Genomic DNA, 12,812 nt, shown 5'->3' with positions numbered 1-12,812 from the left:
GTGGCGGGTGTCAGTCGTCGCGCTGGGAGGCGTCCCAGCGGTGTTCCCCGGCCCGCGGCGCCTCCAGACGCTGCAGCTCGGTCTCATGGGCGGCCCGGAACAGCCCTGGCAGTTCGTCGGCGACCGCGGCGACCTGGTGGACGGCGGCGCTGATCTGGTGCATGTACTGCAGCACCGACGGGTGCAGCGGCTGCTCCCCCTCAGCGATGGAGGACATCTCGTGCAGGCCCTTGCCGATGGTGCGGAGCATGTCGGGCAGCGCCTGCAGGCCGCCCTCGTAGGTGAGCATGTGCACGTCGGCACCACCGAACGCCGCCAGGGCGGCGCGCAACTCGTCGGCGGCGGCCTCGGCTCGGATGATCTCGTTCGGCTTCTTCATGACGTTCCCTTCCAGTGGTGCGCCGGAGGCCTCTCCGGCGCCGATGGCCAGACGCCCCTTGGCGGTGAGTTCGCCCGGAGTGCGGGCAGAGGCGCCGATGACCCGTCCGGTCAGGGCCCGCCGCGGCTGCGAGGCCTTGCGGGAGGGCCCCAGTACGGCCACGGCCAAGGCGGAGGCGGCAGCGGACGCGGACCACATCGGCCCGTAGCGGTCATCGCGGCGGATGCGGGACCACAGCCGCCCCCACCATCCGGCCAGGGCCTGCCAGAACGCGGACACCTTGAGACGGCGGATGCGTTTGCGCATGTAGTCGCGGGTACGCACCGACGCGCGGCGTACCCGGACCCGGCCCCCGCGCATGCGGGGGTGGTTCCAGCCGCGGCGGAACGCGCCCCACGCCCCCCGCAGAGGACGGCGGCCACCCCGCATCGGGATCGCGGGGTCGGAGATCGCGGTGGTGCGGAACCGACCCCGGGTCGGGGACCCGAAGCCGCGAGCGCCGCCTGCGCCACCCCAACGGGGCGAGCGCCCACCGATCCGGCCTACGCCGCGCCCCAGAGCCCCGGAACCCGTGCGGCCAGTCGAGAATCCGGACCCGGTACGGCCCCAGGAACCCGGGCGCGCCCCCAGCCCGACAGAACCAGAGCCGCCCCGGAACGCCCCAAGGCGCCCCGCACCACCCCGGGAGCCCCGCAGTGCAGAACCCCGACCGGCACTGGCCCCAGTACCGAGCCCGGCATCGCCGCGGCGCCCCAGCCCTCCGGAAGCCATCCCGGCCCTGGTCCGACGCCCACCCGGAGTACCGAAGCCGGGGCGGCCCTTCCCGGCGAACCCACCGGTTCGGGCACCAGCGGCCCGGCCGGCGCCTCCGGGCCCGAACAGGCCTCGCAGGCGACCAGTACGGCTGTTGCGCACGCCCGGCGCACCGGCACGCCGCTCGGCAGCGTTGCGGTGGGCGTTACGCGCCATGTAGGCGACCGCTCCGACCGTGGCCACCGCACCCACCGCCAGCAGCCCGGCCGGGCCAGCCACCCCGTAGGCGGCGCCTCCGGCGGTGGCCAGGTTCGACCCGGCCAGTTCCAGCACCGGCGGCAGCGGCGGCGGGCGCCCGCCCCAGGTGTCGTCCTGGTGAGCAGAAGGCGAGACGTCCTCACCGGGTGCGGGGGTGGGGAAGGGTGCGTCGGCTGCGGCGCGTTCGACGTCGTCGATGTCGGGGAGCGGTTCGGCTTCGGGGATCTCCACATCGGAGTCGGTGTCGGTGTCGTGGGTCATGAGGTGTCGCCCCCTTTCAGAGGAGGTTGTTGAACAGCGGCGCCAGCGAGCTAGCGAAGCGCCCCAGCGAGTCGGCACCGCTGATGATCAGGTCGACGAACCCGATGATCAGCGCAGCGACGCTCTCGGGGGCGCGGAAGAACCACAGGACCAGGGCGCCGATGACGAAGATGACGAAGAGCTGGCCCAAGCAGCCGCGGAACATGGTGAATCTCCTTTGCAGGTCAGGCGGCCGCAAGTGCGGCGCATCCGGTGCCGGGCGGGCAGGTGCGCCCCAGCGAGGTGGGCAGGCAGTAGGGGTGTTCGAGGCCGCAGTCGCGGCAGGTGCGCCGCGCCTGCATGGCCTTGTCCAGGGCGGCCCACTTGGCGGGGGTCATGGGCCGCACCGGCTTGGCGGCATCGAGCCGGTACAGGTAGGCGACGCGGACGCCGTGGCGGGAGCCGCCGCAGCGGGAGCGCCACATCAGCTGAGCCGCGAGTTCCTGGCCGCCGGGCCGCAGACCCATCGAGCGGAGCTGGTTCTTGGTGGCCAGGCCAGTGGGGGCCAGGTTGCGGGGGTAGGTGGGGATGCCGTAACGGGTGCCGTCGCGATCGAGGTACTTGCTGGCCAAAAGTCCTCCTTACGGGGGTACGGCTCGGGGCCGCCGGTCACGTTGAGCGGCGGCCCCGAGCCCTGGGGTGTCACCCCGCCGGGGGCGGGGCGCGGATGCGGTCATGGGGGTTGAGGGGCAGTGGCTCCTCCTTCGCGGGGTGGGGGCGGCCAGGTACGGCACCGGGGACTGGTTCGCGCGGCGCCACTTCACCCCGTAGGCGGGGTGGCGGTGGTTCGCGCGGCGCCGGTCGGAGCGGTGCCACAGCCCACCGGCACGAAGCGCGCCGGTGGGCTGTGGCACCCGCCGATCAGGGCGGGGCGACACCCCGGCACCTCCAGGTCAGGGAAGGTGCCGGGGTGCCGGGGTAGTTGGGGTCAGGACGGGTCGGTGAGGGCCTTGAGGTGGCGGCCCACGGTGCGCTCGCTCAGCCCGGTGTGGCGGGCCAGCGCGCCGATGGTGACCTCCCGGTCTTCGGCCAGCAGGGCGGCGCGGGCGTCGGCGACCAGGCGGCGGTTGCGTTCGGCCTCACCCGCCGACGGGTGTCCGCCCCGGTTGCCGAAGCCGCCGAACCCGGCGGTGGGGCCGCCGGGCGGTGGGGTGAGGGCGGAGGCGTCGTCGGGCACGCGGGAGGCGGGCTCGTTGCCGGTCAGCTCGTAGGGGCGGATCAGCCGCAGCTCGCGCTCCAGGGCGAAGCGCTGCTTGAGCAGGTCGGCGTCGGCCTGCTGCACGGCCATCTCCTCTTCGACCCGGCGGCGGATCGCGTCCTGGCGCATCCGGTGCTCGGTCTCCTGCCGGATCCGTTCGGCCTCGGATGTGGCCTCCTGGCGGATGCGGTCGGCTTCGGCCTCGGCTTGGATGACCTCGCGTTCGGCCTCGGCACGGGCCCGGATGCGGCGGGCCTTGCGCCGCAATTCGGCGTGCTCGACTTCCTCAGCCTCGGTCAGTTCCAAGGACAGCGCCTCGGTGCGCTCGCGCTCCCGTTCGGCCTCGGCTGCGGCGGCCTGTTCGGCGTCCCGGACGGCCTGCTCGGCTTGGCGGTGCTTCTCTGCCTCCTGCTCGGCTGCGGTGCGGGCGGTAGCGTCGCGGTGCTGTTCCCAGGCGGTGCGGGCGGCCAGGGCCAGGTGCCACAGCAGCTTGCTGATCAGCGGCACCACCGCGAAGATGACCGCTTCCTGCCCCCAGTGGTGGAAGCCGATCGCGGCGGCGGCGATGGCGGCCAAGACCCAGGAGGCGTTGGAAGCGGTGCGGCGGATCTCCGGGGCGACCCAGGCGATCAGTACCCCGCCGACCAGGGCCACATCGAGCACGACACCGACGGCCAGCGCCACGACGGGGCCGCCGATCGTGATCATGTCCGCGACCGAGGTCGCCGTCCAGATCAGCGACAGCACCGACGGAACCGCTGCCGCGCCGACGATCATCCGGGTGGGGGTGGCCCACGCAGCGAACGCCGCCATCCGCAAGGGCAGCGACCGGGACGCAGTTGCGACCTTGGGCGGGGTGGCAGCGGCGGGCTTGCCCGGGTCGGGAGCGGACCGGAGCGGCACCGGGGCCGGGGGTTCCGGGGAGGGAATGGTGGTCTCGGGTGCGGGGGCGTCGGAGGTGTGCTCCTTGCCCAATCGGAACGGGCGCATCGTGCGCCTCCTTTCAAGGCCGGTTGTGTGGTTGGGTGGGGACAGGCCAGACCCCCGCCACGTCGATTGGCGGGGGTCTGGCCGTGTCCTGGGGTTGAGGGTGGGCGGTCAGCCGCCGTGGATGGCGATCAGCACGATGGCGATGAGCACGGCCGGGGCCAGGATGAACAGGCCGAAGCCGGAGAGCGCCTTCTCGAAGTCCATGTGGAGTCCTCCTTTCTGCGGATCAGCCGCTGGTGCGGCCGGCGATGATGTCGGCGGTCTTGCAGGGCAGGCCCTTCTGGCACGCCGAGCAGTTCTCGGCGTGGAACTCGGCGTCGGTCACGTCGTCTCCTTCTGGCGGGTGCGGGTCTGGGTCATCAGGTGCGGGCCGCCGGTCAAGGCCAGCAGCACCGCTACGAGGGCGAAGACCAGGGCCAGCGCGGCGAGGCCGATCACGGTGCCGATCACCGGGTGTCCCCGCAGGTGCCGCAGACGTAGCAGGCTCGGGGCAGGGGCTCGAAGTCCATCGGGACGCCGCAGCACAGGTAGACGACGGCCGGGTACCAGGTCAGGAAGGTCAGCACGGGTCGACCTCCTTCGTGGTCGCCGGGGTGGTGCGGGGGTTCGTAGACTTGCGGTGGTCGCGCATCCTCATCTCCTTGCAGGCGGGTGCGTGACAGAGCCCGCCCGGGGCGCAATCCCGGGCGGGCTCGTCATGTTCAGCAGGTGGACCCTGGTGGTCCCCCGGACCCCACCGGCTCGGCGGGCTGGTGGGGACGGGCACCCCAGGGGGCGGTCTCAGGCGGTCAGCGCCGCCGGGGAGGTCTTCGCCGACGCCAGATCTGCGGGAGCGGGCAGCGCCCGGTCGATGGCCTCCAGCACCGGGGCGGGGGTCTGCGACCAGCGACGCTTCACCGGGTAGCTGCGTCCCATTCGCTGGCGGGTGAGGGTCTCGCGCTCGGAGCGGTCCACCCTTCCGGACTCGGCTTCCCAGATCCGGCCGCAGGCGCACACCAGATGCGCTCGCTCCGGAGCCGCGGCGTGCCAGACCAGCTCTCGCGTGGACCGCGAGCAGTCCGGGTCCTGGCAGTCCCACCCGGGCACGCCCTCCCAGCCGCTGAACTGCACCCTGGCCAGCAGACGCTCGGTTTCCCCGGCCGGGTTGCCCATCCCGGCGCCTTCGACCAAGGCGTAGGTGCGGGCCAGCATCCCCGCCTCGTGCGCAGCGGCCAGCATCCGGGCCCGGCCCAACGCGAACCAGTCCACGTAGGCGTTGGTGCGCTCATGCTCAGTGCGGACCTGGTCGGTGAGCCGGTCGATCTCGCACAGCCGCTCGCGGACCTTGTCGGGGACGGCGGCCTCGGTCAGCCCGTACTCCAGGTTCGTGCAGGCGTCGATGATCTCCTGCACCTGGTGCTCGGTGGCCCGCAGGTCATCGGCCAGGACCTCGCAGCGGTCGTTCAACCGGTCGGCCTCGGTGGTCAGCCTCGCGGCTTCCTCATTCAGCTCGTGGGCCTGCGCATCGAGCGCGGCGGCCTCGGTGCGGCATCGGCGGTGGGTGAGTCGGATCATGCGGCAGCACTCCCGTGCTCGAAGGGAAGGGTCAGCGCGGTGATGCGGTCGCTGTAGACGGTGACCAGGGCGCTGATCGCGGCCGCAGCCTCCTCCACACCGGACCGCAGCCCGTCGGGGTGGTCGGCCATCGGGCTAGCCAGGGTGGGGTGGTCGACCGCGCGGGTATCCAGCAGGTCGGCGAGGATGTCGTCGCGGGCGGACTCGCGGGCGGCGCGTTCATCCTCGGTCTCCTCGGGCAGGGTCTCGGCACCCAGGTCGGCCAGTAGCTCCAGCCAGGGGTCGACCAGGTCGGCGGTGTTGGGCGTGTTGGGCATGTGGGCTCCAGAAGATGAGGCGGCCCCGGACACGGTGGGCGTGTCCGGGACCGCGAGTGGGCTCCGGTCCGGAAGGTGGACCCGGTCGGTCCCCGCCCGGCCCCGGCCACCCCGCCACCGCAGGGCGGGCGGCGACGGGGTTGTCGGGGGCGGACAGGCATCGGCGGGTCAGCGGTTCAGGTCGGGGAGCTGGCCGGAGATCATCCGGGCCTGGTCGGCATCGAGCCGACGCTCGATCGCGGCGGCTTCGGCGTCGGTGATGTGGCCGGCCGCGAGGTCCTCGGCGAGCATCTGGCGGGCGTAGTCGGCTCCCACGGGCAGCGTGTTCTGCATCGTGTTCCTCCAAGAGGTGTGGGTGTGGACCCGGGTGGTCCCCGCCCGGCCCTCGGTCCGCCGTGTTGTGCCAGCGGGGTGAGGACCGGACGGGCACCCCTGGGGGTGCAGGGTGAAGCGCGGCCATTCCGTACCGCCCTGGTGAAGGCGGTGCACGAGGTCTGGGTGCCGTGGCCGGTGCCGTTCGCCGTCCCTTGGGAGCTCGGGATGGGGTCGGGGCGTGCGCGCTATTGAGGAAGGAGGACTCCCGATCACCAAGCGGGGAGCCGACCCCGGGGCGGTCTCACGGTGGACAGGGATCACCCCTGGACACCGGTCTTCCGTCTCCGGTCGGCGGTTGCAGCGAACCGCCGTGGAACTGTTATAGCACGCTAGCCTCCGGTGTACTAGTACAGATCGCATAGTCTCTTTTTCGCGGAAGCCACAGGCAGGGAGAGTGTCAGCTCACAGGCTTACGCCCGTCATGTACTAGTACACTGGCCCCGTTCGCCAGCGAAGGAGACATCGTGTCCCCCGAGATTCACCGCCCCGACCCGCCGTACATGCAGGTCGTCAAGCACATCCGCGCCAAGATCGAGTCCGGAGCCCTCCGGGATGGGGACCGCATCGACTCGGTTCGCACGATCGCCAACGAATGGCGCATCTCCCTGGCCACGGCGACCAAGGCCATGGGGGCTCTCAAAGCCGAAGGCCTGGTGCGCGGCGAGCCCGGCAAAGGCACCGTCGTGTCCCTGGGGAACTCGGAGGACAGCCCCAAGGACCGTGTTGCCAGAAGCATCGGCGGCAAGATCTACCCGGCCAACGAGCGCGCCGAGATCCAGGTAGCCGAACTGATCGAGGCCCCGGACGAGATCGCCGAAGCCCTGAATGTGTCGAAGGGGTCCCGGGCTATCCGACGCCGCCGGGTCACCTTCCGAGACGACATCCCTTCCTCTGCCAGCACCTCCTGGTTCAAGGGCGAGCTGGCCGATACCTCCCCCCTGCTCCTGGTGGCCGAACGGCTTCCCCAGGGCACCCCGAAGTACATCGAGGAGACCTCCTCCCTCACCGCGGCGACCGGCAAGGACCAGGTCCGCGCCGACATCGCCGGGGAAGAGGACTCCGAGGCCCTGCGCATCCCGCTGGGGTCCCCCGTGCTGCGCAAGCAGAACTGGGTGTACGACGCCGACGGCGAGGTGATCGAGTTCGGGCAGTCCGTGTCGATCGCCCGCCGCTGGTCCACCTACAACTACGAGATCTCCAGGTAGGGAGCGAAATGGAACTGGTGCACTCGGGCAAGGTGCGCGACGTCTACGCGGATGGCGACGACCTCATCCTGGTCGCCTCCGACCGGGTGAGCGTCTACGACGTCGTCCTGCCCACCCCCGTCCCGGACAAGGGCAAGATCCTCACCCAGCTCTCGCTGTGGTGGTTCGACCAGCTCGCGGACGTGGTGCCCAACCACGTCGTCTCTGCCACCGACGTCCCGGAGGAGTGGACGGGGCGTGCGGTGCGCTGCCGCAAGCTCACCATGCTCCCTGTGGAGTGGATCGCCCGCGGCTACCTGGCGGGGCTGGGGCTGAAGGAGTACGAGAAGCAAGGCACCGTCTCCGGCATCCGGCTGCCGGAGGGGCTCGTTGAGGCGTCCAAGCTCCCGGAGCCGATCTTTACCCCGACGACCAAGGCGACCGAGGGGCACGACGAGTTCATCACCTTCGACGACGTCGTTCAGGAGATCGGCCAGGAGACCGCCGACCACCTGCGGGAGGTCACGCTGGAGGTGTACAAGCGCGGGGCTGAGATCGCAGCCGAGCGCGGGATCATCATCGCGGACACCAAGTTGGAGTTCGGCCGGGCCACCGACGGCACGCTGATGCTGGCCGATGAGGTGCTCACCTCGGACTCGTCCCGGTTCTGGCCGGCCGACGACTGGCAGCCGGGGCGGCCGCAGCACGCCTTCGACAAGCAGTTCGTCCGAGACTGGTCCAGCACTATCACCGGCTGGGACCGCACCCCTCCGGGCCCGGAGATCCCGGACGAGATCGTCGAGGCCACCCGCGCCCGCTATATCGAGGTGTATGAGAGGCTCACCGGGAAGACCTGGGAGGCGTGACCATGTACCAGACCTACGACCGTGACCGCCTGCTCCGGCAGGTCCGTGAACTGCTCCGTGAGGAGGGCATTCGGCCGATCAACCAGACCGACCCGGCTCCGGAACACGCGGCGGCGCTCCTGCTGCGCTCCCTCGGTGTGGAACCGGTCCTCGACCATGTCGAAGTCCTCAAGCGGAACATGGACCGCACCTGGGAGGACCTTGACGACTCGAAAGCGGATCGCCTAGCCAAAGACTAAGAAAAAGAAATTAGAGCCTGGGTCTATCCGACCCAGGCTTTTTTTCTCAGAGCAAGCATTAGACATAGAGACGATACCAAGAATACTTACAGCACTTACTAAAACTGGCCCCATCAAGACCACAAGGACATTTTTCTAGATCTCCAACCACACCCCCTGGATCCTCCAAAGTATGCCAAATTTCTGGATTAATGACATGATTTATCATAATATCAGCCTGTCGAATATTCCAACCAGCCCCATCCCTGAGAACAAAACCTCTTGAGGAATCAACGGAATCGACAGCGAGAATGGGACTCCACCCCTTCCTTGCCTTCACCCTCGGAGAAGTTCTAAAAAGACACTGCCAATCCCATCCCGCCATCAACAGCTCGTAGCAATAGAGACCTCGAACAGTTCCCAGATTGGGAATCATGATCGCCCTCGGATTAACCCCGTCCGCCAATCTTGAGTAATGCCGAGTTGCGACTATATCAAATTTATACATAGTCGACTCGGATTTCCCCAGCAAGTATAGCCTTATTTCCTCAAGCCAGAGTTCGTCTAGCCTTATTTTCCTCCAACAGGTAGAATCGGAAAAATGCCCCTTAAATAGAACACCCAGAAGAAATTTTGTAACCTTCTCTCGACTCACACCATGGAGAGTCGGACCCGGATGCGGAACCACTCCTATTTTTGATAGATACCTTGGAGCCCCCTTCGAAAGATCAGCAGCATACTTCTCCCAGGGACTCATCAGCTGTTCGCACTCATAGCAAAGGAGATAATGCTTGGTGCCATCATCCGCCTTTGCCGAATAATTCTCAGAAGTCATTTTGTGAACTATATGTCCCTCGGATTTTGCCCACTTGTAGCACCACTTCGGAGCGACGTGACTAAGCATCAACCTCTTCTCCTCTTGGCAGAGTCGGCAAACTCCAGTTATTTTCTGCCCCGGAGAGTCGCTTCCGTAGACAATCTTCCCAAGATCCCCTTCGGTAACTTTAATTCTCATCCTCTTTGGAGCAAACTCAACCCCCTCCACAACTCCTCGATTGGAGCCATCTCCAAAATCAGAAAACTTGCCATTCGAATACATTAATCCAGCCCCCAAAAGCATTATCTTGATAGAAATTTCCCTGCCCAACCAATATATCTCAAGAATACCCCAGGGAAAGGTGAGTCGGTAGTCATTATCCGATCCTGGTTGACAAGAAGGCCGACAGAGGAGCTCAACCTCCGCAGTGTTTGAACAAGTGAACGGTATCAGCATCGAGTTAGCGGAGGTCGATCCTTCTTACCTTCCAGAAAGGTGAGCGCAGCAGCAGCCACGGGGGCACCGCCGGGAAGCAGGTCTTCGAGAGGGCTCTGCGGACGGGCTCTGGTCAGGTGGTGGACGAGGGGAGCGCCTGCGGCGGTTTTCAGGCAAGGTCAGCACGATTCAGCCTGACGGCCTCCGAGACCGTGACACAGCCATCCCTGCGTGCGCGGGGAGCACGCTTCCTTGGGGATCATGGCTCGTGCAAACGAGCAGCCATCCCTGCGTGCGCGGGGAGCACAGTCAACGACCTGCAAAGATTCCACCGGAAACCAGCCAAATTTATGACTTCTCAAGAAACGGACATTCGCCCCATACGGACGGCTGCTGTCCACCGATGCCTCCCAAGGCTACTCAGGAGGGGACTGAACCGGTAGCCGCTGCTTCAGGCAAACGGCAGCGGAGGCTGAAGCGGAGCCTGCGGAGGCTAGCGGAGGCTGAGGAGCGCGCTCAGCCTCCGCAGTGTTTGGGCAGGTGAGCGGTACCGGTGGCGGCATTGCGGAGGCTGCGGAGGCTGGTTCTTCTTACTCTCTAAGAAGGTGAAGTACAGCAGGCGCCCACCCCCCACTGGCTAGCCATGGAGGGGTGAGCGCTCCGCCGGAAAGCGGGCCTTCGAGGGAGCTATGTGGGCGGCCTCTGGTCGGGTGGTGGACAGAGGGGGCGCCTGCGGCGGTGTTCGGGCAGGTCAGCGCGATTCAGCTCTACGGCCTCCGGAGCCGTGTGCGCAGGTTCGAATCCTGCAGGGGGCACACAAGACGGGCCAGCGGAATCACTCCGCTGACCAGGCGAGACGGCGTCCTTCGGGGCGCCTTTCGTGTTTCATGACGCGTCATCTTCCAGCAGGTTCCCCGAGCCTCTGTGGTCGAGCCGTGGTCAGGACACCGAGACACAAAAAGGGGCGGGGACTCCGATCGCTCGGAGTCCCCGCCCTTGGTGCTGCCCCGGCCCGGGGTCCGGGTCGCTCAGCGGTGGTCGCCCGTCCGGTCGATCCGCACGTCGTCAGTGCCCCGGCCCGGACACATGGCCGTTGGCGGAGCGCCGCCGCCGGTAGGCGACGGTCACCGCTCCCAGGAGAGAACCCCCGAGCAGGAGGTGGGCAGCGTAGAAGGCGGCCAACGGCCAGCCGGTCAGTGCCCCGGTGGGGAAGCCGGGGGGTGCGGGGTCGCCCTGAACGGTGACCCCGAGCCAGGTGGAGACCCGCCCGGCGGTCCACAGCAACGTCACCGCGACCGTGCGCAGTGCGGCCGGAATGACGGCGGCGAGGGTGGGGACCCGTCGGCCGCGCAGACCCGGGTGCGGCGCCGGTGGCCGCCGCAGCAGTCGCGCCGGGGGCGCGCGGGGGCGTCGGTCGGGGCCTCCCGCACGACGCGGCGCGCGACCGGGTCGGCACTGCCGCGGGAGGGGGCCGGTGCGCCCTCCTCGGTGAACTCCGCCGACCGAGGGGACCGCCGTGCGACGCGCGGCGTGGTGTCGAGTGCCCTCCGCCACAGGTGCGGGGTCTCCCGATGGGGTGCCGCGGGAACGCGGACCATAGGATGACGGCACCGCGACGCTACGAGGGGAAAGCGGAGGGCCGCCGGCGTGAACGAGGCGAGTACGGGCGATGCGACCCGGGCGGAACCGGCCTGGCGGCCGGTGTCCCGCAGCCGGGCCTACGAGCTCGTGGTCGATCGCATCGAGGAGCAGATCGTCAACGGGGCCCTCCGGGTCGGCGACCACCTGCCCCCCGAACGCGAGCTCGCCTCCTGGCTGGAGGTCAGCCGCGCCGCCGTGCGCGAGGCGATCCGGACCCTGGAGGCGCACGGGGTGGTCAGTTCCTCGGTCGGCTCCGGCAAGGGGGCGGGCACCGTGGTCACCGCGCTGACCAGCGGTGCGCTCACCCGGATGCTGCGGCTGCACGTGGCGCTGACGAGCTTCCCGCTGGTCGACGTGATCGAGGCGCGGGTGATGCTCGAACGCACCAGCGCCGCGCTGGCCGCGCGTGCGGCCTCCGCCGAGGACCTGGAACTGATGCGCTCCCTGGTGGACGCCATGGACGACCCGGCGCTCAGCCGCGAGGAGTTCAACGAGTTCGACACCCGCTTCCACGTGGCGATCGCCGAGGCGGCCGGGAACCGGCTGGTCGCGGACATGACCATCGCCATCCGCGAGTCGATGAAGCACCGGGTGCTGGCGGGTTTCCGCGGTGCACCGGACTGGCCGGCCACGTCGGAGGTGCTGCGCGGCCACCACCGGGGGATCATGGAGGCCGTGGAGGCGCGCCGGGGGGAGTCGGCGGCGGACCTGGTGGAGGAGCACATCCGCTACGCGTTCGCGCACCTCCCGGGGTTCCGGTCCGGCGGGGACTGACGGCGGCCCCGCCCGGCCCCGGCCGGTCAGCCCCCGGCCAGGGGCCAGCTCCCGTCGATGACGGCCTGCGGGTCGCGGCCGCGCCTCAGGTAGGCCTGGAAGGACGCGGCCTGCTCGGCCTTCCAGGCCACCTGGGCGGCGTGCAGCGCGTCCAGGTCCAGGGACGCGAGTTCCTCGTGGGTCGCACCCAGCCGCCAGGCCAGCCGCGCCGCGGCCAGCGCGTCGGCGGCGGCCCCGTGCGCCTGGCTCTCGTCCAGGGGCACCCCGTGGTGGGCGCACACGTCGGTGAGCTTGCGGCCGCCCCGCCGGTAGGGGTCGGTGTGCTTGTCGAGCACCAAGGGGTCGATCACCCGCAGGTCCCGGAGGAACCCGGCGGACAGACCGTGGCGCTCCAGTTCCGCGGACAGCAGCCCGAGGTCGTAGGGCGCGTTGTAGACGACCGCCGGCAGCCCGTCGGCGGCGACCTTCTCCAGCGCGGCGGCGATCTCGGTGACCACCTCCACCGCGGGGCGCCCGTTCTGGCGGGCGTGCTCCGTGGTGATGCCGTGGATGGCGGTCACCTCCTCGGGGATCTCCACACCCGGGTCGGCCAGCCAGGACAGCTTCTCCTTGGTACCGGCGGCCGGATCGACGCGCCACAGCGCGGCGGTGACGATCCGGTCGGTGGCGACGTCGAGTCCGGTGGACTCGAAGTCCAGCGCGGCCATGGGGCGGGTGTGCCAGCTCATGTGGGCCCTTCCGTTCGGGGTGCAG

The 12,812-nt window shown here is 69.1% G+C and carries 15 protein-coding genes; 4 read left to right on the top strand and 11 right to left on the bottom strand.

Annotated elements, in window-relative coordinates; genetic code table 11:
- Window positions 1-10: 10 nt before the first annotated feature.
- The 8 genes from QJS33_RS01440 to QJS33_RS01405 all read right to left on the bottom strand — a co-directional run bounded on the left by QJS33_RS01440 (window position 11) and on the right by QJS33_RS01405 (window position 6,082).
- Window positions 11-685 carry a hypothetical protein gene (locus QJS33_RS01440; RefSeq protein WP_306365984.1) on the bottom strand — a complete coding sequence of 225 codons (675 nt, stop codon included), beginning with the start codon at window positions 683-685 and terminating at the stop codon, window positions 11-13.
- Window positions 686-1,667: 982 nt separating this feature from the next.
- Window positions 1,668-1,856 carry a hypothetical protein gene (locus tag QJS33_RS01435; RefSeq protein ID WP_306365983.1) on the bottom strand — a complete coding sequence of 63 codons (189 nt, stop codon included), beginning with the start codon at window positions 1,854-1,856 and terminating at the stop codon, window positions 1,668-1,670.
- A 19-nt stretch (window positions 1,857-1,875) separates the two neighbouring features.
- Entirely contained in the window at window positions 1,876-2,262 is a 387-nt protein-coding gene (locus QJS33_RS01430; protein WP_306365982.1) for an RRQRL motif-containing zinc-binding protein, read from the bottom strand.
- 356 nt (window positions 2,263-2,618) lie between these two features.
- A complete protein-coding gene (locus tag QJS33_RS01425; protein ID WP_306365981.1) occupies window positions 2,619-3,878 on the bottom strand; it encodes a hypothetical protein in 1,260 nt (419 codons plus the stop codon).
- A gap of 321 nt (window positions 3,879-4,199) precedes the next feature.
- On the bottom strand, window positions 4,200-4,328 hold the full coding sequence (locus QJS33_RS01420) for a hypothetical protein (RefSeq protein WP_306365980.1): 129 nt from the start codon (window positions 4,326-4,328) through the stop codon (window positions 4,200-4,202).
- A gap of 330 nt (window positions 4,329-4,658) precedes the next feature.
- Window positions 4,659-5,432, bottom strand: a complete 774-nt coding sequence (locus QJS33_RS01415) for a hypothetical protein (protein ID WP_306365979.1) — start codon at window positions 5,430-5,432, stop codon at window positions 4,659-4,661.
- Window positions 5,429-5,749, bottom strand: a complete 321-nt coding sequence (locus QJS33_RS01410) for a hypothetical protein (RefSeq protein ID WP_306365978.1) — start codon at window positions 5,747-5,749, stop codon at window positions 5,429-5,431. The genes QJS33_RS01415 and QJS33_RS01410 overlap by 4 nt, the downstream gene beginning before the upstream one ends.
- A 168-nt stretch (window positions 5,750-5,917) precedes the next feature.
- Entirely contained in the window at window positions 5,918-6,082 is a 165-nt protein-coding gene (locus tag QJS33_RS01405; protein WP_306365977.1) for a hypothetical protein, read from the bottom strand.
- A gap of 506 nt (window positions 6,083-6,588) precedes the next feature.
- On the opposite strand from QJS33_RS01405, the gene QJS33_RS01400 reads away from it, so the two are divergent.
- From QJS33_RS01400 to QJS33_RS01390, 3 genes are read left to right on the top strand one after another with little or no spacing between them, the layout of a single operon-like run.
- The gene (locus QJS33_RS01400) at window positions 6,589-7,329 is read left to right on the top strand and encodes a GntR family transcriptional regulator (RefSeq protein WP_306365976.1); all 741 of its coding nucleotides are present in this window, start codon (window positions 6,589-6,591) and stop codon (window positions 7,327-7,329) included.
- Window positions 7,330-7,337: 8 nt separating this feature from the next.
- Complete coding sequence (locus QJS33_RS01395) at window positions 7,338-8,174, top strand: phosphoribosylaminoimidazolesuccinocarboxamide synthase (RefSeq protein WP_306365975.1); 837 nt, start codon at window positions 7,338-7,340, stop codon at window positions 8,172-8,174.
- Window positions 8,175-8,176: 2 nt separating this feature from the next.
- Window positions 8,177-8,413: a hypothetical protein gene (locus QJS33_RS01390; RefSeq protein ID WP_306365974.1), complete on the top strand. Its 237-nt coding sequence runs from the start codon at window positions 8,177-8,179 to the stop codon at window positions 8,411-8,413.
- A gap of 58 nt (window positions 8,414-8,471) precedes the next feature.
- Here the strand turns inward: QJS33_RS01390 and QJS33_RS01385 are convergent, their stop codons facing one another.
- The gene (locus tag QJS33_RS01385; protein WP_306365973.1) at window positions 8,472-9,665 is read right to left on the bottom strand and encodes a hypothetical protein; all 1,194 of its coding nucleotides are present in this window, start codon (window positions 9,663-9,665) and stop codon (window positions 8,472-8,474) included.
- A gap of 1,044 nt (window positions 9,666-10,709) precedes the next feature.
- Window positions 10,710-10,934 (bottom strand): hypothetical protein, encoded by a 225-nt coding sequence (locus QJS33_RS01380; protein ID WP_306365972.1) that lies wholly within the window; start codon window positions 10,932-10,934, stop codon window positions 10,710-10,712.
- 357 nt (window positions 10,935-11,291) lie between these two features.
- On the opposite strand from QJS33_RS01380, the gene QJS33_RS01375 reads away from it, so the two are divergent.
- Complete coding sequence (locus tag QJS33_RS01375) at window positions 11,292-12,059, top strand: FadR/GntR family transcriptional regulator (RefSeq protein ID WP_306365971.1); 768 nt, start codon at window positions 11,292-11,294, stop codon at window positions 12,057-12,059.
- A gap of 26 nt (window positions 12,060-12,085) precedes the next feature.
- Here the strand turns inward: QJS33_RS01375 and QJS33_RS01370 are convergent, their stop codons facing one another.
- On the bottom strand, window positions 12,086-12,787 hold the full coding sequence (locus tag QJS33_RS01370; RefSeq protein WP_306365970.1) for an exonuclease domain-containing protein: 702 nt from the start codon (window positions 12,785-12,787) through the stop codon (window positions 12,086-12,088).
- Between the last annotated feature and the right edge of the window lie 25 nt (window positions 12,788-12,812).

This window comes from Nocardiopsis sp. CC223A (assembly GCF_030766825.1).
Taxonomy (GTDB): Bacteria; Actinomycetota; Actinomycetes; order Streptosporangiales; family Streptosporangiaceae; genus Nocardiopsis.
The sequence above is the reverse complement of the archived record's forward strand: the minus strand, read 5'-3'. Positions and strand labels throughout refer to the sequence as shown.

Excerpts from the sequence above, each read along its gene's own strand:
- QJS33_RS01425 (WP_306365981.1), bottom strand. The coding sequence starts at position 3,878 with ATGCGCCCGTTCCGATTGGGCAAGGAGCACACCTCCGACGCCCCCGCA.
- QJS33_RS01405 (WP_306365977.1), bottom strand. The coding sequence starts at position 6,082 with ATGCAGAACACGCTGCCCGTGGGAGCCGACTACGCCCGCCAGATGCTC.
- QJS33_RS01385 (WP_306365973.1), bottom strand. The coding sequence starts at position 9,665 with ATGCTGATACCGTTCACTTGTTCAAACACTGCGGAGGTTGAGCTCCTC.
- QJS33_RS01390 (WP_306365974.1), top strand. The coding sequence starts at position 8,177 with ATGTACCAGACCTACGACCGTGACCGCCTGCTCCGGCAGGTCCGTGAA.
- QJS33_RS01440 (WP_306365984.1), bottom strand. The coding sequence starts at position 685 with ATGCGCAAACGCATCCGCCGTCTCAAGGTGTCCGCGTTCTGGCAGGCC.
- QJS33_RS01410 (WP_306365978.1), bottom strand. The coding sequence starts at position 5,749 with ATGCCCAACACGCCCAACACCGCCGACCTGGTCGACCCCTGGCTGGAG.
- QJS33_RS01415 (WP_306365979.1), bottom strand. The coding sequence starts at position 5,432 with ATGATCCGACTCACCCACCGCCGATGCCGCACCGAGGCCGCCGCGCTC.
- QJS33_RS01435 (WP_306365983.1), bottom strand. The coding sequence starts at position 1,856 with ATGTTCCGCGGCTGCTTGGGCCAGCTCTTCGTCATCTTCGTCATCGGC.
- QJS33_RS01370 (WP_306365970.1), bottom strand. The coding sequence starts at position 12,787 with ATGAGCTGGCACACCCGCCCCATGGCCGCGCTGGACTTCGAGTCCACC.
- QJS33_RS01395 (WP_306365975.1), top strand. The coding sequence starts at position 7,338 with ATGGAACTGGTGCACTCGGGCAAGGTGCGCGACGTCTACGCGGATGGC.